Raw genomic sequence first — 21,937 nt, 5'->3', positions numbered from 1 at the left:
GATGAATGTTTATTGGTAACTCTTCAAATAAAAGTTGAAAATGAAAGATACAACCCAATTGTTAGCTTTATTAGGTCAAGAGAAAGATTTTTTATTAAATCACGTTTGCAAAACAATTTCTAAAGATCATATTCATCTGCCTAATCCATCTCACTTAGATGATAATTTTTTGCAAAGTAATCGCAATGAACAAACGATTCGAAGTTTAGCGCAGCTGTATCAACATGGAAGGCTTTCCGGTACTGGCTATATTTCTATTTTGCCGGTAGATCAAGGAATAGAACATACGGCAGGTAGTTCGTTTTCTCCAAATCCAATTTATTTTGATCCTGAAAATATCGTAAAATTAGCTATTGAAGCAGGATGTAATGCCGTAGCTTCCACAATGGGTGGATTAGCGATCTTGTCCAGAAAGTATGCTCATAAAATTCCGTTTGTGGTAAAATTAAACCACAATGAACTTTTGACTTATCCCAACAAATACGATCAAATTATGTTTGGGAGTGTAAAAGATGCTTGGGATATGGGTGCTGTTGCTGTGGGTGCAACCGTTTATTTTGGCTCTGCCGAATCGGATAGGCAAATCATTGAAGTAGCAAAAGCGTTTGAAGAAGCACATAATTTAGGAATGGCGACCATTCTTTGGTGCTATTCCAGAAATGCTGCTTTTATAAAAGACGGCATTGATTATACTACGGCGGCTGATATTACTGGACAGGCTAATTACTTGGGTGTTTCGATACAGGCAGATATGATTAAACAAAAATTGTCGACTAATAACGGTGGTTTTACTGCAATAAAATTTGCCAAAACAAATCCTGATATGTATACTAAATTATCGAGTGAACATCCCATAGATTTATGCCGGTACCAGGTTGTGAATTGTTATTCGGGGCGTATCAGTATGATTAATTCTGGTGGGGAGTCAAAAGGAGAAACGGATTTGGCCGAAGCTATAAAGACAGCAGTAATTAACAAACGTGCCGGTGGCGCCGGTATGATTATGGGACGAAAGGCTTTTCAGCGTCCCTTTAGTGAAGGAGTAAAACTCATAAATGCAGTACAGGAAATATATTTAGCCAAAGAAATTTCTATTGCCTGATACTTTACTATATGAAATAATTAATTGACTGACCAAAATAAGAAAGAACACTTTAAAAATATAGGGGGATATCAATACTAAAAAATGATGGTTTTTAGATGTTTAGTGTAATAAAAAAACCCTTAAACAATTGTTGTTTAAGGGTTTGTTTTTGTAGCGAAGACGGGAGTTGAACCCGTGACCTCAGGGTTATGAATACTGTTTTATTGTTCTGTAATTCCTCCTTAGTTCCCATTTTCAGGGGCTTTTTATGAATCTTGAATACTCCGATATTTGTCATGTTTTCGAATTTTCCTCACTCTGTTTCCTCACTCTTTTTGTCTCCTTAAAATTCTGGTTATCCAAATAAAAAGGGGAGGAATAATTAAGTTAGATTTTTGTATTTAGTTAAATCTTCATTGTTTAACATGACTTTAGTTACGCGTTAACTTTTTTCTATTTTTTTAACATGAAGTTTTCAACTTGTTAAGTTTTTTTGTTTTTTCGAACATAACTTTCGAACATATTTGCAAATTCCATTAACGTTGATAATAATTCTAGTTTGTACTGACATTGAATTTTAATGCATTTTGTAAGTAATAATCTAATTGCAATTGAATTTGTTTTAGATAAATTGATTTTAAAAATCTATTGGCTAATAAGTTCGACTGGTCAATTAAAATTGGAAAAAAGGTCTCCAGGTTGATCTTTTTTAGTAGATAATCATATATTCTTGTAAAAATTAACATAGATAATCGTTTTTTTACCGATTATCTATTTGTGTAGAAACAAAAATTAAACAAAAGCATTGGTGAGTGGCTAATTCTATTGCTGTCGATTCGTTGTATTTGTTTCAATTGATTGCATTTGATAGAGTAGCAAAAGATAATATGTGAATTAAATTGGAAGTTTTGAAAGAGTTATGTTTTATACCGCGAAAATCAGGTTTGTACTAGTAATACAACCAAGTGACATGAATTTTTGGTTAAGATAATTTTATTTTTTAGTAAACTTTTAGTGAAGGATTTTTCAACTAAATTTGTTGATAACAATATCTTTTTTATCCTTATAAATTGCGTATTTTTAAAAATTCTATATTAAAAAGCGTTACCAAATGTCATTATTCCAAAAATCTGTTGTTCTAAAACATTTACAATCCCAAAATAAAACCGTTTTGCAGGAGAAATGGCAACAGTTCCAGAATCATTTTCATAATTCAACCATTCAGGGAAATATACGCAATAGCAAGGAAGAACAATATCAGGGAGAATTCCTGATTGACTTGTTTGTAGCTATTTTGGGCTATACCAAAAATCCACAACCAGATTTCAATCTGACTACCGAATACAAAAACGTCAAAGACAGCAAAAAAGCTGATGGTGCTATTGTAATAAATCAAAAGGTAACCGCCGTAATTGAGTTAAAAGGTACCAACACGACCGATTTAGGAAAAATAGAAACTCAGGCTTTCGGCTACAAAAACAACCAGCCGGATTGTGTGTATGTGATAACGTCCAATTTTGAGAAACTTCGCTTTTATATCGACAATGCCATTGAGCATTTAGAATTCAATCTTTTCAAGCTCACACAGGAAGAATTCAATTTGCTGTACTTGTGCTTGGCCCATGAAAATATTTCTAAAGACATTGCCCGTAAAATCAAAAACGAATCGGTAAGTCAGGAAGATGTTATAACCAAAAAACTGTACAAAGATTATTCGGTTTTCAAAAGGGAATTATATCAGAACATGGTCGCTTTGAATCCTGATTATGAACCGTTGGAATTGTTCAAAAAGTCACAGAAATTATTGGATCGTTTCTTGTTTGTTTTCTTTGCCGAAGACAGAAACCTATTGCCGACCAACCTAATTTTTCGAATCAATAAAGAATGGAAGCAATTGCGTGAAATGCGTATTGAAGTTTCTTTGTACGACCGTTACAAAATCTATTTCAACGATTTGAATTCCGGTGCCAAAGTATCATTGCCAGCTTTTAGCGAAACCGTTGCGATGGTAAAGGAAGAACACCTGATTTTTGCCTACAACGGCGGTTTGTTCAAACCCGACGAAATGCTTGACAATATTCGCATTGATGATGTCGTATTGTTTTCGCATACCGAAAAACTGAGCCATTACGATTTTGCCAGTGAAGTCGATGTGAATATTTTGGGACATATTTTCGAAAACTCATTGAATGAGTTGGACGAAACCAAAGCCCAACTCGAAGGTCAGGAAATTGACAAAACCAAAACCAAACGTAAAAAAGACGGCGTTTTTTATACACCAAAATACATTACCAAATACATAGTCGAGAACACCATTGGCAAACTTTGCATCGAAAAGAAAGCCGAATTACAATTGGTGGAGGAAGACTACACTACCGATAAAAAACGCCAAAAGAAAACAATGCAGGGATTGGTGGCCAAGTTGGAAGAATACCGCAAGTGGTTATTGCAACTTACCATTTGTGATCCTGCTTGTGGTTCGGGAGCGTTCTTGAACCAAGCGTTGGATTTCCTTATTGAGGAACACCGCTATGTAGATGAATTGCAGGCCAAACTCTTTGGCGATGCTTTGGTATTGAGCGATATTGAAAACAGCATTTTGGAAAATAACCTTTTTGGGGTTGACCTCAACGACGAAAGTGTCGAAATTGCCAAACTTTCTCTTTGGTTGCGTACTGCACAGCCCAACCGAAAGCTGAACGACCTTAACAGCAATATCAAATGTGGTAACTCGCTGATTGAAGATCCCGAAATGGCTGGTGACAAAGCCTTTAATTGGCAGGAAGCTTTTCCACAAGTATTTGCTAAAGGAGGGTTTGACGTAATTATTGGGAATCCGCCTTATGTTCAACTCCAAAGCATGGGTAAAATAAGTGATGTACTCAAAAATTGCGGTTATGAAACCTACGATAAGGGAGGAGACCTTTACTGTATTTTTACTGAACGCGGTTATACTTTGCTAAAAGTGGGGGGTGTACAATCATTCATTATGCCGAACAAATGGATGTTAGTAGCTTACGGAAAACCACTGCGTAGATTCCTTTCAAAAACAGGTTTACGTCAAGTACTTAATTTTGGTGATATTCAATTTTTCCAAGAAGCGACTACATATGTATGTATTTTCGTTACGCAAAAAGGCAACCAACTGGAAGAAGTCAAAGTGTTGTCACTCAATAATAAAACTTATAAAAACGATTTTCTGGCAGAGATAAAAAGCAATATTTACAATTATCCATCCTCTAAATTTGATGAAACTGAGTGGAGCATACAACCTTATAACGATGCCCTAAAGTTAGAGCAGATGAAACTGAATGGAATATCTTTAAAGGATTTACCAATTTCAATCTACAGAGGTATACTCACAGGTTATAATGATGCTTTTTATATAGATGAAGAAACTAGGCAGAGACTTATAACTAAAGATGCAAAAAGTGCAGAACTCATTAATCCAATGGCGCGTGGACGAGATATTTCTGCATACTCCATAACAGATCATGAATATTTGATAGGCACTTTTCCTGCTCTAAAACTGGAAATTGAAAATTTTCCAGTCATTAAAGAACATTTGCTTTCATTTGGGTATGACCGGTTGAAACAAACAGGAGATAAAGGAGCACGTAAAAAGACAGGAGGAAATTGGTTTGAAACTCAAGACAGCATTAAATATCATAAAGAATTTGCAAAACCAAAAATAATCTATCCAAATATGACTTCTGTTTTCCCTTTCATGTACGATGAAAGCGGAATGTTAGCAAATCAGAAGTGTTTTATTCTCACAGCACAAGATGATTCTATTTCATTGCAGTTCCTTACAGCTGTTTTTAATTCTTCCTTAGCAAAACTTTGGATTTGGTATAAATGCCCTGAGCTTCAAGGGGGAACTCGTGAAATTAGTAAAGTTTATTTCGAACATTTTCCAGTTCCTAGAGCAAACATGGAGCAGACTTCTGTACTTGCAAGATACTCAACAAACCGCTCTCAATTAACTGTCGAATCAAGAGAAGTTGTCGAAAAATTCCAACGAACCATTCTGAGGAAATTTGATCTAACTGATTTGCCAAAAAAACTCCAAGAATGGCATCTACAGTCGTATGGAGAGTTTATCAAAGAACTGGCTAAAAATAAAATAAAACTTTCCCTTTCGGATGAAGCCCAATGGGAGGAATATTTCAATGAGGAACGCCAAAAAGCCATTAAGTTTAAAACACAAATAGACAAAACCGATAAGGAAATTGATAAAATGGTTTATGAGTTATATGGGTTGTGTGAGGAGGAAATTAAGATTGTGGAAAATAGTTAGTTGTAAATGAGAGTCAATCAAACCTATAGAAGCCTTTTAGATAAGTCTGTAAATTCAATGCTTTCGGCTATTGAAATTTATAATAAACCTAATTTCACATATAGGGAAGAAACTTTTGCAATTTTAGCAATTAACTCGTGGGAGTTGTTATTGAAAGCTCAATTACTAAGATCTAACAATTATAATTTAAAATCTATTTACGTTTTAGAACCTGTAATTACAAAATCTGGTGTTCAACATAAGAAAAATACAAAACCAAAATTAAGTAGAAGTAAAAACCCTATGACTTTAAATTTATTTGAAGTAATAAAAAAATTAGAAAAAATAGGTTTTACTATATCAAAAAATTTAAATGATAGTATAGAAGCATTGGTGGAATTAAGGGATAATGCCATTCATTTTCATAATAATTCTACAATATCAAAAGAAATACAAGAACTAGGCTTTGCTTGTATTAAAAACTATATGAATATTATAAAAATATGGTCTTTAGAAATTGATTTGTCGAGCTACAATTTCTATTTAATGCCATTAGCTTATGTAGATTCTAAAATAATAACTGAAGGAGTTGTAACGGGTGAAATTAAAAATTACCTTCAATTTGTAAAAAATAAAATAGACAGTCACGATTCGGAAGATGAAGATTTTGATATTGCTATTTCAATAGATGTATCTTTTACAAAAGCAAATAGTTTCGATTCAATTGGTTTTAAATATGACGAAAATGGTATTCCAGTAACAATTAGTGAAGAGGAGATGAGAAATAGATTTCCTTTTACATACGATGAGGTTAGAAAAAAAGCAAAGTTAAGATATTCAAATTTTAAACAAGGCAAAGGTTTTAATGAGATTATGCGCTTGATTAAACAAGATGGGAAAATATATCATGAACGTAAATTGGATCCCTCAAGCTCTTCATCAATGATAAAAGGTTTTTACAGCAGTAATATTTGGAAAGAACTAGATAAAGAATTTAATAGAAACAAATGATCCTATATAACAATAATTCCTCTAAACTCAATCAAGTAAAGGAAAAGCCATTTAAATTAGAAAGAGAAATTCAATCTATTTTTGAAAATAATCTTCAGGAAGTGATGAGCTTACAATTAGTAAAGTCAGAATTTGCGATCAAAAATAAACGCATTGACTCACTTGCGTATGATAAACAAACTAATGCTTTTATCATCATAGAGTATAAAAGAGACAAGAACTATAGTGTGGTAGACCAAGGTTTAACATATCTTAATTTAATGCTTCAAAACAAAGCTGAATTCATACTGACCTACAACGAAACATTAAAAGATACCTTACATAGTAAGGATGTTGATTGGTCACAATCAAGAGTTGCTTTTGTTTCTCCAAGCTTTACAGAAAATCAAATATCGGCAAGTGATTTCAAGGATTTTGGTATAGAATTATGGGAAGTAAAACAATTCGAGAATAATACCATAAGTATCAATAGTCTTAAAAAGAGTACGGGAGCACCTAGTATAAAACCACTTTTAGAAAATAGTGAAAAACTACAAGAAGTAAAAGAAAATATAAAAGTATATTCTGAGGAAGACCATTATAATAATGGTTCTGATGCTTCAATTGAATTATATGAAAAGTTTAAAACAGCAATTATAAATCTTGCAGATGGAGTTGAAGTTATTCCTCAGAAATTCTACATCGCTTTCAAAAAAGGCAGTAACATTTCGGATATTGAAATGCAAAAGAAAGGATTAAAGATATTTATAAATGCTAAAATAGGGGTATTAGACGACCCTAAAGGTTTAGCAAAAGACGTTTCAAATATCGGTCATCGTGGCAACGGTGATTATCAAATTCAAATAGAAGACGATAAAAATTTAGAATATATAATGAGTTTAATAAAGCAAGTGGTTAATTAATAATTTATAATCTAGAGGAAAAACAATGTGATAATTTAATAAAAATGAGAAAGCTCGTGACAAAAAGCAATGTTTTTTCATTTAATTTTTATTTTAATAAAAAATTAAAACACTAACAATCAAATATTTAAAAATAAAAAATACACTTGTTTAGTTTTTTTTTGATGCTTGCTAAAAGGTTATTAAGAAAAAGATAAGGGCAGTGTGACACAATTGTAAAAATGACATCAGTTAATAGCAACCAATACGATAATTACTTATTACAAATACTTGAAAAGAAAAAATTTCAAGTAAGTAAAGAATTATGTGATTTGCTTTCAGAGAAATTTAATGTAACAAATGTATATTCTCGTCAGATTATTAAACGTGTCGTTGCTAAAAACCTTGTAAAATCATCTTCACCAATGACTTTTGGAAAAGGTCAGTTTGTGTACTTTCTTCCAAAGCAAAAACTGACTAAAGATGTTATAAAAGAAATTGCAAAAATATATAGACCACCATTATTTAGATTAATTGAAAGTTTGGATATAAACGATGGAATCATATCATATTATGAAGCATTAAAAATTACAGCATCACCTCTGGAAAGAACAACTGCTAAAATTGATTTACTCGATGATTTAATTGAAATTTTAAAAAATGGCGATTTTGTTTATTTGGCTAATGATGCAAATGATGTCAAATACATATTATTACAAACGGTAAAAGAATCGGAAGATATATTAATTAAATCACATTTTTCAAAATTACTAATTGATGCTCTTTTTGTAAAAGACATTATAGATTGGTTAGCAAAATCAAATCTTATTTTAACTTTAAATAATAGATTCAGAAATAAGGCAAATCCATCCTTGGGAGCAGTTCATAATAATCTTTTATGGGATGCTTTCGGATATACAAAAGCAACAGGATTAAACCCTGCAATAGTAAATGGAGCTAAAACTATTGAAAAACAAACTTTAGTTGTGGTTGATATTTTATTGTCTAGAGATTACACTCAAATAGATTTAGATGGTTTTTTGAGCAGGGTGCAAATTAATTTAAATTCTGTTATAAACGGTACGCGTAAAATTATACCAATAGTTATATATCGAAGTTGTACTTCATTTATTCTAAATACTTTAAAATCACTGGGGTTTTTATGTTATGATATTGGTTCAATTTATGGTTCAAATATATTTTCTATTTTAGAAAACGTTTCCAAGTTACAACTTAGTCAAAAGTTTCTCGAAAATGAGGACTTTGAGAAAACAATAGAAGATACTTTACAGACAATTAAGGAGTCTGGACAAGAAGTTCAGTTAGGAGCTTTAAAAGGTACATTGTTTGAAGTAATGATGTACCAAGTTTTAAAACATCAATATCCTAACGCTGATATAAATGCAAATGTTTATTACTCGAAATACATAACAAATAAAGAAACTCAAGAAAAAGAAAAGAAAGGGTTTGAATATGATTATGTCATAAGATCTTCCCATCCTAAAGAAATAATAGTTATCGAGTTAAAAGGGTACCATTCGGCTCATCAAATAGCTTTAGGCACATATGACACTAAATATACATTAAAATGGTTTTTCAACCGAACGTTACCATTTATAAAAGATAAATATCAAGTAGATATTGATAATGGCTATGCTTTTAAAGCAGTTTATATAACTTCTAGTATGTTTGAACCCGAAGCAATAGTACATTTGTTAGAATTAAATAAGGGTACTTTTAAACCCAAAAAGCTCGATGTTTTTTATGACAGAGAGAAGTTACTTGAATTAATAGAAGAAAACGATTTTAAATCGCTAAAAGATATAATTGATAAATACTATTTGTAAATGAGCGATTTATGTTATCTTAAGTCAGTTTATATGATAAAATTTTAAGGGATATGAAGTGCAATGAATGTCGAAAAGTTATTCTATAAAATTATTGAGCTAATTCAAAAAGCTCAAAATAATTTTCTGGAAGTATCTTTTTTAACGATGTTTGATTTGCTATCGGAAATAAATAGACTTATTGAATCAAATTAAAATGATCACTAATAAATCAAATCCAAAAGAACAAAACGAATACGCTAAAAGCGTAAAAGGAGAACCTATATACATCCTTGAAGCCGAAAGCGGTCGTAAAGGCTATTGGTGTATGGGCTGTGATGCAGAAATGGAAGCGGTTATTCAAAAGAAAAATACTCTTTATAAATCTTATTTTCGGCATATAGCAAAAGATGTAAAAAAGGGAGAAATCCCATGTGCATTCAGTAATCAGGATTATAGGCACAACTTAGCAATTGACATTCTTCAAAGAACGAAACGAATAAAAGTACCAAACTTGTATAAATATGCACCAGACGGTAAAAGTGCAAAACTAATTCAAGAAGCTACTTTTGTTGAGGCACATTCTGTAAAAAAAGAACTTTCATTTTATGAAGGTGATGATGGAGAAGTTCAGTTTGGAAAGAACCCTGATATCGACAATAAGAATTTATTGATTAGACCGGATGTAACATTCTTCGATATTCATGGAAAACCAATATTGCTTATCGAAATTGTAGTTTCCCACAAATTGAATGATGAAAAAAAAGCTAAAATAAGGCGTTTAGGAATTGATACTATTCAAATAGTAATTCCTAAAGATTCTCCAGAAAATATTGCCAAAAACTTTCTTGTAACCAAAAACACCAAATGGGTATTTAATCATGTCGAACAAAACACCAATTACTTTCAACTTCCCGCTGGAGATACAGAAGGAATTTCACAAATTGATGAACTCCAAATGGGACTTCTCAGAGAATCTATCACCTGCCGAAAAAACCAAATTAGCAATCTTATACGGGCAATTACAAGATGTCTGGAATCGCAACGATACAGAAGTGTTGAACAACAATTTGAATCAAGCATATCAAGAGTTAAGACAAGTTCAGAAAGAACAAAACTGCAATTGGAACAATTACGAAACCAATTTAGAACAGCAGTTGAAAACCGACATAGCCAATCGCTGGAATCTCTTGAACAAGCAGAAAGAGACTTTCAACAATTCGTTACAGAAACAGAGAACAACTTATACGATGAATATTACCTCCAATACTCAGCAATTGAAGAACGATACAGCAACTTGGAAAGCCGATATATTGCAAAAAGAGAAACAATTGAAAGCGAAACAGCAATTATTAGCCAACAACTCGAACTCCGATACAATCTTGGAAAATCTGAGGCAGACATTAGAAGACAATTTGAGCCTGAAAAGAGCAGAATTGAGAATGAACTCGCAGGTATTAAGCGAGAGCAGGGATATATTGAGGACGATACGGAACGCGAATCAGAATTTGAGAGAAATTTTGAAGGAGAAAAAACTCGAATTGAAGAAGAAGGAAGACTCCTTGAACAAGAATTTGGAAAACTTGAGAACCAAGAACGAGAACGCTTTGAAACCCATAAAAGACAGTTTCAATCAGATACAACTGATGAAAGAAAACTCAGAAGTGCAATGGAAGATGAATTTAGAAGCGGATATCAATGGTTATACGAACAAATTGCTGAAAGAATTAACAAAAGAGATTACACTGGAAATGACCAATTGTCCCAAAGAATTGAAACAATACTTGAATTACGGGGATTATGTGACTGTTATTCAGCTCAACAACAAACTCTCGAAAGATGCCGAAAGGGAAGAGAAATTATTAAAAACGGATCTTATAAAGAATGGGATAGATAGTGAATGGTTTATAAAAAAATTATCATAACTATAATTTAATAAAAAATGTTCACAATTATGTGAATAAATAGCTTAAATTTGTTCACAAATTAGTGAACAATTGTAATAATAATTTATCTTTGCAAAACAATTATGGAGATAAAATTTCAAAAGGTGTACTTAGCAGACCTTTACATAGGAAAAGTAAAATCATATAAAGAGTACAAATCCAATCCACAATTGGTCAAGCAGTATGTTAAAACAATCAATACGTTAAAATCCGTCACTCGTATTGAGCAGTTGTACCAGATCAAAAGTTTACAGTATGAAAAAAAAGAAGGCGACCTCAAAGGCGTTAGTGCGGTCTATGTCAATAAACAATACCGTATTCTTTTTAATGAGGTAGCTTCTGCTTCAGATGATCTCAAAATCGAAGTATTAGAAATCGAAGATTTAAGTAAACATTACGAAAACTAACTTACAAAAAATGATGACGACAAAAAAACTTATCCCCTCTATTGCAACACATCCCGGAATAATTCTAGCTGACGAAATGGAAGCAAATGGATATTCTCAAATTGATTTTGCAAAACTTATAGGTTTAAAACGCAGCCAACTAAACGAAATTATAAAAGGCAAACGAAACATAAACGCTGATTTAGCATTATTGCTAGAAAAAGCTTTGGGCATCGATGCCGATTTTTGGATGGAAGCACAAAAAAACTACGATTTAGACAAAGCAAGAATTGAGGCAAAAAACAAAGAACAATTAGAAGCTATAGAAATTTGGAATGTGGCCAAGGACTTCATTCCAGTTTCTTTCTTTAAAAAAGAACAAGCCATTTCTGGAAACCCGCTACACGATATTTATAAAATAAGAGAAATATATGGAGTAGCGAATTTAGACCAACTGGCAGTAATGAGCGTACAAAACAATTATGCCAGGTTTAAAAAATCAACAAAGCTAAAAACCGATGTCGTAAACATTATGGGTTGGGTAAAACTGGTGCAATACAAAGCCAAAGAGATAATAGTACCAGCTTTCAATCATGAAAATCAAGAACAATTAATTGCAGACTTAAGAGTTATTTTATTTGAAAATAAAGAGGTTCTAACTAAAGTTCAAAACAAATTACATGAGAGTGGCATAAAGTTAATATATCAAGCAAAAGGAGAAAAAACACCTGTAGATGGAGTTTCATTTTGGAGTGAAGGTAATCCTGCTATCGGAATGACACTTAGACACAGTCGTTTAGATAATTTTGCATTTACATTATTTCATGAATTAGGGCATATTTTCAAGCATTTGGTTAATAATGATACCGCCGAGTTTATTGACCTAGAAATCAAAACAGAAGAAGAAGAATACAAAAACTCAACAGAGGAAAAACAAGCCAATCATTTTGCCCAGGACGGTCTAATTAAAGACGAGGATTGGAATGAATTCAAAAGGAATATTGCTTTCAACAATAATGACCATACAATTATTGCATTTGCCAAAAAAGTAAAAATCCATCCGAGTATTGTGAGAGGAAGAGTATGCTTTACTTTAAACAATTTTCGCAGTTACACTTCAATAAGCAATGATATAAATTAATCTACCAACAAAGGCTATGGAAAGGATGGTTTACGAGTTGTATGGGTTGTGTGAGGAGGAAATTAAGATTGTGGCGAATTGTTAACAACGATACCGGAGTTACGTAAACTAGATAGGGCACTAAAAAACTAGAGAAATCAATACAGTAATCTTATAATTGATTAATATGGAAAAGGAAAGAATTTTTGAATTAATCAGAAAAGAGGAAGTCTTATTATTTGCAGGAGCAGGTTTGTCTAGGTATGCTGGATATCCTTCAGGCAAAGAATTAGCAGAACGAATGCATGCCGGGCTGACCACAAGCGAGCAGGAGGAAATTGAGTTAACTTTTAATTTACTTCAAGTTACAGAAGATATCTACAATATTAAAAACGGGAATAAAAACTACTTAATTAATATTTTAAAAAATGAGTTTCAAAAAGAACCTGACTCAACAGAAACTCATCAACTTTTAGCAAAAATTCCGCAAATCAAAACTATTATAACTACCAATTACGATGATCTTTTTGAAAGAACAAACAAAAATATGGAAGTGATTCGTAGAAGCTCTGATTATTCAATTGCTAATACCAAAAAACAAGAATTATTTAAAATACATGGTGACCTAACCGATACTAAAAATATTATTTTAACAAAGTCGGATTACAATAATTTTTTCATTGAAAATAAAGATGAAACAATTTTTTGGACTGCAGTCAAAGATAGGTTAGCTTCAAAACATATTTTATTCATCGGGTATGCTTTAGAAGATCAAAACATAAGGTTTATGTTTGAAAGAATATTGAGAGAGTTAGGTGAAATGAGAAAAGAATTATTTTTTGTAGCTCCATCAATTAATCAACTCACCAAGAGATTTTTAGATCGAAATGGTATTAATTATATAGAAAGTACTGGGGAAAGCCTAATTAAAGAAATAGATGAAGATTTAAAATTAAATTATATTCCTGGACTAACTAAAGGGAATGGTTCTGCAGATACCGTATTTAATTTTGGATTATTAAATCAAATTGACTTTCAAATTAGCAAACACAAAGATGCATTACAAATTGGCAAATTTTCTTCACTACAAGGTTTAGGAAAATCTGAAATAAAATTCAATCTCGAATTACCAGACGACAAAAAGGATAAAATATTAGATGCACTCAATGGCAAAAATTTTGATGATGTCATATTGGATGCTGAAATCATTAAAGACTTTAGTTATTTTTTTAACGATATTCGGATTTCGAATAGAGACAATATTAAAAAATTATGGGTGAAAAAAGTTCCTCATATTCATGGTAATTTTGAATTTGTTTTTGGAGATGGGTTTGAACTGGACAATTATAAAATAGAGATTTTTATAATTAATCCAGAAGAAAACAAATCCCATATAAAAATTGTGTTTATTGATTTTACTGTAATTATTGAAATCATTTTTGATGACGACAATACAAAATATAAAATTAATATTCTTCCAAGTAAACTGATTTCATCTGTAAAAAGTGGTTTAAATTTTTATAATATAGTTTCAAGAATAACTAATAATCAAACATTTAAACTCTTAAAAGAGAACAAACTGCTTTATACCTATGACAATAGAATACAATTTGAAGAAGATTCTTTTGACGCCAAAACTCTTTTAGATTACTTTCAGAAATTAAAAAAAATTGAGCAACATTTTAACGTGAAATTTGTTAATATAGACCTTAATCAGATAAATGAAAAGATTATTGAAAAAGTATTAGCATATATAGAGAATAGAGCTCTTAAAGTTAAATTTAACGGATTAACTTTCGTAAATAAAAATAGAGATGAGATAAATTATTTATTAGAAACATGCAAAGACAAAGGAGTTTTCCTAGCTTCGGAAAATATTAAGTCGACCTATTCTTTACATGGTCTGGATTTTGAAACAGGTTATTTAAACCAAATTATTGTAGATGCTTTTATAGTTAATAGAGAAGATTTAATAAAAAACAATACAATTAAAGTTGAGTTAAAAAGTAGATCTGAATCTATGCAAATTCAATTTAGTGACGAGAAAGATATGCTTTTAAATCAGCATGATTCAGAGCAGTAAACTAATAAATGTTTTCATATAACATTTAATTAGGTTGATATAATTAATAGTTGACTAATATAACAAATGGAAAACTTAAAAGAATTAGTAGAACGATTAAACTTATCGGATGAATGCACCGATTTGGAAGCAAAACGAGCTTCCGAAATAGGTAAATCAGTGCTGGAAACCGTTTGTGCTTTTAGCAACGAACCAGGTCTTGGTGGTGGTTATTTGCTATTAGGGGTTGAAAGAGAAGATGAGGTTACAAGCTTGTTTCCAAGCTATATTATTTCTGGAATCCCTCAAGAAAATCTTGATAAGATACAGGCCGATTTAGCCAATCAGTGTGCCGAAAACTTTAATATTCCTATTCGACCTCAAATCACAGTTGAAAAAACGACTGCAGATAAATATGCGATTGTAGTTTTTGTTCCCGAACTAAGTCCCGAACAAAAACCGCTGTTTCTTAAACACAAAGGTTTGCCACAAGGAGCCTATCGCCGTATTGGTTCTGCAGACCACAAATGCACTGAAGATGATTTGGTGATTTTTTACCAAGGAAACGAAACCTTGGATAAATCCATTATTAAAGATGCAGATTTGGATGATGTATCAGAGGAAGCGATATCCCTTTATAGACGTTTCAGAAAAAACGTAAATCCTTCTGCGGAGGAACTTACCTATGATGATAATGATTTGTTGAAAGCGTTAAACGCAATCCGAAAAAGCAACGGAATCTTTCAGGTTACCTATACGGGATTATTATGCTTCGGATCCAGAATGGCGCTCCGCAGATTGTTGCCTATGGTAAGAGTCGATTACATTCGTGTAAGCACCAACAAATGGATTGAAGACGCAGACAAGCGTTTTGATGCAACACTCGATATGAGAGGTTCCCTTTTAGAATTAGTGCAACGCATTATTTCAACAATTTCAGATGATTTGCCTAAAGGATTTGTGTTAAACGACAATAATATTCAGGCCAAAAATATAGGGTTGCCAATGCGTGTTTTGCGTGAAGCTGTGGTGAATGCGCTAATCCATCGTTCATACAGGGAAAACAGCCCTATACAGATTATTCGATACCCAAACAGAATTGAGATTATAAATCCGGGGTTTTCATTAAAAACCGAAGACCAATTGGGCGAACCGGGTTCTGTAAACAGAAACCCTTTTATATCCGCAATTTTCCACGAAACCAACTTAGCTGAAACCAAAGGAAGCGGTATTCGTACTATGAGAAACTTGATGGAAAAAGTCGATATGATGCCTCCTACTTTTGAAAGCAGTAGAGAAAACAACACTTTTACGGTAAGACTCTTATTGCACCACCTGCTTAATGAAGAAGATATTCATTGGTTAAATAGCTTCAGTAATTTCGATTTGAATGATAATCAAAAACGAATTTTGATTTTCGTTCGGGAAGTAAATGCAATCGATAATTCAACTGCCAGACAAATCAATGGTTCCGATATTCTTACGGCAAATGCAGATTTAAGAAAATTAAGGGAATTGGATTTGTTGAATCAGAAAGGCAAAAGTAAACTCACGTATTACACTACTTCGGAACTTCTGAAATCCTATATTTCCAACGAAGAGGAAATCCTTAGTGCACTACCTCCTGACCTTAGTGCACCACCTCTCGAGCTTAGTGCACTACCTGTTGAAGATGATATTCCTGATGAACTCAAACAGCTGATAGAGTCATTAGGCAAAAGAACTAATGATAAGGAAAGAATAGCTAATATTATTTTGCAATTATGTTCGCATAAACCTATGAAAGGCAAAGTAATTGCGCAGATATTGGGGAAAACAGAAAAGTATATTTTTAGGGAATTTTTAAAGCCGTTATTGGATGAAAAAAAATTAAATTATACCATTCCAGATATGATAAATCATCCCTATCAGGCTTATATAACAATTGTAAAAACAGACGAAAAAGCAGAATGAGATAACTTAGTGCACTAGTTAAAGAACATTTACCTATACTATATGCCTTTTGGAAAAACATCATTAAAAAACCTTTAGCTTTTAGATCGTTTAATAGTAACGTTTTTTTACAGTTAAGAGTATTGAATTATATAGAAAAAAAAATATGACACTAGGGTCGATATATATACCGGAGGGGGTTTTACCCCATGTTTTTGGATTAGGCCATAAAGGTCAAACACTTAATTTAGGTGGTAAATACAATTATTTTTTTAATGAAACAGATACTGATATTATCATAATCAAAAGAGAAGAAAATAAGTTTATCGATAACTTTTGGGGGGATAATATTGCATTAATAACGGCAATTGTTGGTAAAAATGCAGTTGGTAAAACTTCAATTTTAAGAGCATTAAATAACCCAATGGATAGTGGTAATAAAAAGCTAGTTTATATTATTGAAACGGGTGATGAGAATAAAATCAAAGTTGTAAATGAAACTATTAAAAATGTACTTGACAAAATTGATTTGGTTTTAGAAGTAATCACAAACAAAAGTTTTGAACCTCTTTTTTATTCTCCAGTCCTTGATTATGATTTAAAATCTGCTTTCTCACCAATATCATTAGTAAATTATTTTAATGACAGTCTTGAAAATTATTATCTAGATTCCATAACAAGAAATATTTTTCTTTTAAATGATGATATCATAAAGGACATAAAAAAAGTTTATACTGATTTTCCTTATTATGATAAAATAAAGGTCACCGCAAAAAAACACAGAAAATCAAACTTTCGACAAATTTACTTAGAGGCAAATTTTGGTAATCCTCACCGAGGAGATGCTCTTAAGCACGAAATAGATGGTCAAATTATGCAGTTGGAGAATCCTACTTTTCATAAAGAAAGTTTCTCAAAAAAAGAAGTAATCGATTTACTAAAGAATAATGTTAATCTTTTAGAAAGTGAAAGTTTTACAGAGCAATTTAATAAAATTTGGGATTTAGAAGACTATAAGTATATAGATAAAGAAGGCTATGATTATATCCATAATTCAAATGATTTTATAAAGAATTTAGAAATTAATTTACTTAGTTATCTTTTACTTGGAGCAGTTTTTCCACAAACAGGACTAGGAGGTGGAACGAATTTTAATAATATTGGTAATACTGGAAATTTCAAAGAAAGATTAAATTTTTTCTTAGAAATGTATTTAATCAATGAATATAAATTGTTAACGGAAAAAATAACATCTGATCTAGGAGGTATTAATGTTTATGATAAAGAAAAAATAATTTCAATAATTAATAATGATACTTGGGTAAAAACGGGTGGGGCTGATGTTCAACCAATTCGTGATAGAATGAAAAATGATGTCATTAGTTTTTATGCAATTCTTGAATTTTATGATTTTATAGTTGAATTATGTCAATCCTCAAAGATATCGACCAATAAAGAAGGATTAGTATTTAATTTGCAGAATAATGAAGTTGATATATTTAATAACTTAATTGAGAACTATAAATCTTTATTAGATTCGATCCCAAATTCTCCGATGGATATTTCAATATTTGATTTTTCCCCTAATAAAAAACTATCAACAGGTGAGAAAGCATTAATTGATTTTTATGCTTCAATATTTTCTTATATTGAAAAAAATAAATCACATCAGCATACAAATTATGAAAACTATTTATTATTGCTTGATGAACCTGAGTTAGGTTTTCACCCATTATGGAAGAAAAAATTTATAAATGCAATTGTAAAAACATTACCAATTTTATTCTCCAAAATAGTGCCTAAAGTATATGATGAAATTTCAAAAAACTATATAAAAACTAGAGAAAACCCAGTATTGCAAATCATTTTTACAACTCATGATCCTTTAACTGTTTCTGATATTCCAAATTCAAATATTATTTACTTACAAAAAGATAATGAAATAACGTCAATAGTGGATAAATCTAAAGGATTAAAAAAATCCTTTGGTGCAAATATCACTGATTTGTTATCAGACAGTTTTTTTATTGGTAGTGAAGATAAAGCGCTCGTTGGTGAGTTTGCTAGAGCAAAGATTGAAATTACAATTAACTGGATTAATGGTGAATTAAAAAAGAAAGAACATTTTGGAAGTAATTATTCAATTAATGATGATGAATACAACCATCACGAAAAAATAATATCAATTATTGACGAACAAATTATAAAAATGAAGTTAGCTGAAATGTTAGAACAATTGAAAGATAGTAAGAAATTACAGGAACAATTAATTCAAAACGAGATTGACTTTTTAATGCAAAAAAAAGATGATTTATATAAATCCTGAAGATAAAAAGATCAAAGATGCTTTAGATAAGCACTCCAAAGCTATATATTGTTTAGTAAATAAAAAGATCTACGGTATAACTTATGATTGTGAAAATAAAGATCATAATAATGACTCATGTTTAACATGTAAACAAACTAGCAAATTAAGGACTGCTGTTAAAGAAGATATTATTAGCTTTTTAAAAATTAATCTTAAGAATATTATTGTCAATAAACCAATTCAATTAAAAAATAGACAAAATATTTTTTTTGAGCATTTTATTTTGGGGTTCAACGATTTAGAATTAGACAAATATTTGAAATGCAAAAAAAAGAAGGAAGACGACAGAAACTTCATAGAAAAAGATATTTTTAATAGATACGATTCTATTTTTACACAAATTAAAAATATATTTAATTACGACGTGTTCACTGATACATCGAAAAATTATTCTGCATATAATTTATCTAGTAATCTTGATATAAGCACATGTACATATTGTAATAGATTATATACGAGGACAGTAATTAATCCAAATAAAATTACTCGTCCAGAATTTGATCATTGGTATTCTAAAAGCAAATATCCATTATTGGCATTATCCTTTCACAACTTAATTCCAAGTTGTCATGTATGCAATAGTTCAGTAAAAGGAACTATTGATTTATCTCTTGATGAACATTTTCATCCCTATATAGATAGTGAAAAAATTATAAATGATGAAATAAAATTCAGTTATTACAATAAATCCCTAGATACATACGGGTTTAGTATGACGCATTCTAGTTCAAAAGCCAAAAACACTATTGATGCTTTTAAAATTAAGGAGATATACAAAACACATGAAGATGAAATTATTGATTTAAGAAAAATTAGAGATACATATTCCGAAAGTTATTTGCAAAATCTATCAAACCTATATAAAGGAGTTATTTCTGAAGAAGAAATATACAGGTTGGCTTTTGGTGTTTATCTAGAAGAGGCAAAATTTGAAAAAAGACCTTTAAGTAAAATGAAAAAAGATATTTTAATAGAGTTAGGTATAATAAAAAATGGAAAAGAGTAATTTTAAGATTATTGCTGTTAAAGCTTTAGATGAGTGTAGTTCTGGATTCACTAAAATTTTAAAAAAGGAGGAAATTTATTATTTCTATTCTGATTACAAAATAGATGTAAATGAGGATGGACTTGAAACAATTAGTAACGCAAATGATAAAGGTTATCCAAGCAATTTATTTAATATAAAAGGATTTAAAGATGAAATCAATGTTAATGTTAGCGCAATTGTAGGCAAAAACGGATCGGGAAAAAGTTCTTTAATTGAGTTACTATTTCGAGCAATTAATAATATTGCTTGCAATTATAAATGGCATCCCGGCAGTTTCTTAAAGACTATTATGGCTGATTTAAAGATAGTTGATGGATTACACGTTGAATTATATTATCAAACGGACAAAATTTACAAAATAATAGTTAACAATGAAAGGTTTAAAGTTTTCTCTTTTAAACCAAATGGTGTTATTAACGAACATTCCGAGGAGAAAAACTTTAGATTAACAAAATTATTTTACACTGAAGCAGTTAATTATTCTCATTATGCATATAATAGTCTTGAATTTGGTTATTATAAGCAGGACATTTTTATTGATTGGTTAAAAGAATTATTCCATAAAAATGATTCATATCAAACTCCATTGGTTTTAAATCCAATGCGTACTGAAGGTAATTTTGATATTAATCGGGAAAATAATTTAGTAAAACAAAGACTCTTAGCGAATTTATTAAGGCCGAGAATTAAGAACAATATTGACTTTAGAAAGTTTGGAGATAATTTAATTGCTTCTGAAATAGAATTTAAATTGGGAACAAAGAAAAAGGAAGTTTCATATTGGGAAAAAGATAGCAAAGGAAACGATATAGAAAGGTTATATAAATTAGGAGTTTTTACTAAAAATGAGCGAAACGATATAGTAAAGTTATTAATGTTTGAAATAGTTGACGTTCCAAATTTTAATATCGAATTATTTAGCCAGAAAAGATATAACCATGCAGAAATGTATATTTTATACAAATTAATTAGTATTTGTAAAAAGTATGCAGATTACCGTGATTTTCTACTTCCTAAACATCAAAAATTTGATCCTTCTATTTTTAAATTTTTCATAGATAAGCTAAAAAAAGATACAAGTCATATTACTTTTAAATTGATACAAGTTTTAAATTATCTTAAAGATGACTACATCAATTTTGAAGGAGATGTAAAAGCTATTCCGATAGATGACCTTTCAAAATCGATAAAAAAAAATAGAAAACGTGATCAATCAATATTAGAATTAATACCTCCTCCAATTTTTGAAATGGAAATTAAATTAATTTCAAAAAAAGAAAATACCCCTATTAAATTTAGGAGTTTAAGTTCTGGCGAAAAACAGCAAATTTATATGGTCAGTTCTTTGTTGTACCACTTGTATAATCTTGATTCTGTTTACGGGCCAAAAATAAAATATAAAAATGTAAATATAGTTTTAGAAGAGGTAGAATTATATTTTCATCCGGAAATGCAAAAGTCATTCATAAAATATTTTTTGGATAGTATTAGTAGAATTGAACTTAAAAACATAAAGTCTATCAATATATGTTTTGTAACCCATTCTCCTTTCATTTTATCAGACATACCAAATAATAATATATTATTTTTAGATGTTGTAGATGGAAAAGCAATACAAAAAAAGAACAATAGAAAAACTTTTGGAGCAAATATTCATGAATTATTAATAGATAATTTTTTCATGTCTAATGGGTTTATTGGTGATTTTGCAAAAAGTAAAATTGAGGAAACCATTCAGTGGTTAAATAATACACTTAATGAGAAAAGAATCTATGAAAAAGAAAGCGCCTCTTTATCATCATACCAATTAGACCAAGATAAGTTAAAATATCACAGAGGAATTATATCATTGATTGACGAACCAATAGTTAGAATTAAACTTGGGGAAATGTTATCAGAAATAGAATCCAATGAAAAAAACTTCTATAATAAATTAATTCAAGAACAAATAGATTTTTTAAAATCAAAAATAAAGTAAGATTAATTGAAAATTG

At 30.6% G+C, this 21,937-nt stretch carries 13 protein-coding genes; all 13 read left to right on the top strand.

Translation table 11 applies throughout. The features are described from left to right. The first annotated feature begins 40 nt into the window (after window positions 1-40). The 13 genes from ACMDB5_RS00895 (at window position 41) to ACMDB5_RS00835 (ending at window position 21,921) form a co-directional block, all read left to right on the top strand. Window positions 41-1,102, top strand: coding sequence for a class I fructose-bisphosphate aldolase (locus ACMDB5_RS00895; protein WP_413999161.1), 1,062 nt, complete (start codon window positions 41-43; stop codon window positions 1,100-1,102). A gap of 1,093 nt (window positions 1,103-2,195) precedes the next feature. Further along, a complete protein-coding gene (locus ACMDB5_RS00890; protein ID WP_413999160.1) occupies window positions 2,196-5,384 on the top strand; it encodes an Eco57I restriction-modification methylase domain-containing protein in 3,189 nt (1,062 codons plus the stop codon). Window positions 5,385-5,390: 6 nt separating this feature from the next. Next, window positions 5,391-6,374 carry a DUF3644 domain-containing protein gene (locus tag ACMDB5_RS00885; protein ID WP_413999159.1) on the top strand — a complete coding sequence of 328 codons (984 nt, stop codon included), beginning with the start codon at window positions 5,391-5,393 and terminating at the stop codon, window positions 6,372-6,374. Further along, on the top strand, window positions 6,371-7,276 hold the full coding sequence (locus tag ACMDB5_RS00880) for a DUF5655 domain-containing protein (protein WP_413999158.1): 906 nt from the start codon (window positions 6,371-6,373) through the stop codon (window positions 7,274-7,276). Before ACMDB5_RS00885 ends, ACMDB5_RS00880 begins: the two co-directional genes overlap by 4 nt. 221 nt (window positions 7,277-7,497) lie before the next feature. Further along, window positions 7,498-9,102 carry a hypothetical protein gene (locus tag ACMDB5_RS00875; protein WP_413999157.1) on the top strand — a complete coding sequence of 535 codons (1,605 nt, stop codon included), beginning with the start codon at window positions 7,498-7,500 and terminating at the stop codon, window positions 9,100-9,102. Between the two features lie 196 nt (window positions 9,103-9,298). Beyond that, window positions 9,299-10,978: a hypothetical protein gene (locus ACMDB5_RS00870; protein ID WP_413999156.1), complete on the top strand. Its 1,680-nt coding sequence runs from the start codon at window positions 9,299-9,301 to the stop codon at window positions 10,976-10,978. Window positions 10,979-11,131: 153 nt separating this feature from the next. Then, on the top strand, window positions 11,132-11,434 hold the full coding sequence (locus tag ACMDB5_RS00865; RefSeq protein ID WP_413999155.1) for a hypothetical protein: 303 nt from the start codon (window positions 11,132-11,134) through the stop codon (window positions 11,432-11,434). Between the two features lie 10 nt (window positions 11,435-11,444). Next, window positions 11,445-12,554, top strand: coding sequence for a HigA family addiction module antitoxin (locus ACMDB5_RS00860; protein WP_413999154.1), 1,110 nt, complete (start codon window positions 11,445-11,447; stop codon window positions 12,552-12,554). A gap of 166 nt (window positions 12,555-12,720) precedes the next feature. Next, window positions 12,721-14,616 carry an SIR2 family protein gene (locus tag ACMDB5_RS00855; protein WP_413999153.1) on the top strand — a complete coding sequence of 632 codons (1,896 nt, stop codon included), beginning with the start codon at window positions 12,721-12,723 and terminating at the stop codon, window positions 14,614-14,616. 66 nt (window positions 14,617-14,682) lie between these two features. Beyond that, on the top strand, window positions 14,683-16,548 hold the full coding sequence (locus ACMDB5_RS00850; protein WP_413999152.1) for an ATP-binding protein: 1,866 nt from the start codon (window positions 14,683-14,685) through the stop codon (window positions 16,546-16,548). A 145-nt stretch (window positions 16,549-16,693) separates the two neighbouring features. Next, a complete protein-coding gene (locus ACMDB5_RS00845; RefSeq protein ID WP_413999151.1) occupies window positions 16,694-18,853 on the top strand; it encodes an AAA family ATPase in 2,160 nt (719 codons plus the stop codon). Further along, window positions 18,834-19,901 carry a hypothetical protein gene (locus ACMDB5_RS00840; protein WP_413999150.1) on the top strand — a complete coding sequence of 356 codons (1,068 nt, stop codon included), beginning with the start codon at window positions 18,834-18,836 and terminating at the stop codon, window positions 19,899-19,901. The genes ACMDB5_RS00845 and ACMDB5_RS00840 overlap by 20 nt, the downstream gene beginning before the upstream one ends. Then, the gene (locus ACMDB5_RS00835; protein WP_413999149.1) at window positions 19,888-21,921 is read left to right on the top strand and encodes a hypothetical protein; all 2,034 of its coding nucleotides are present in this window, start codon (window positions 19,888-19,890) and stop codon (window positions 21,919-21,921) included. Before ACMDB5_RS00840 ends, ACMDB5_RS00835 begins: the two co-directional genes overlap by 14 nt. The last annotated feature ends 16 nt before the right edge of the window (window positions 21,922-21,937 follow it).

Origin of the sequence: Flavobacterium sp. W1B (genome assembly GCF_047344965.1) — a bacterium.
In the GTDB taxonomy this organism is placed as follows: domain Bacteria; phylum Bacteroidota; class Bacteroidia; order Flavobacteriales; family Flavobacteriaceae; genus Flavobacterium.
This window is presented reverse-complemented; position numbering and strand designations above follow the sequence as displayed.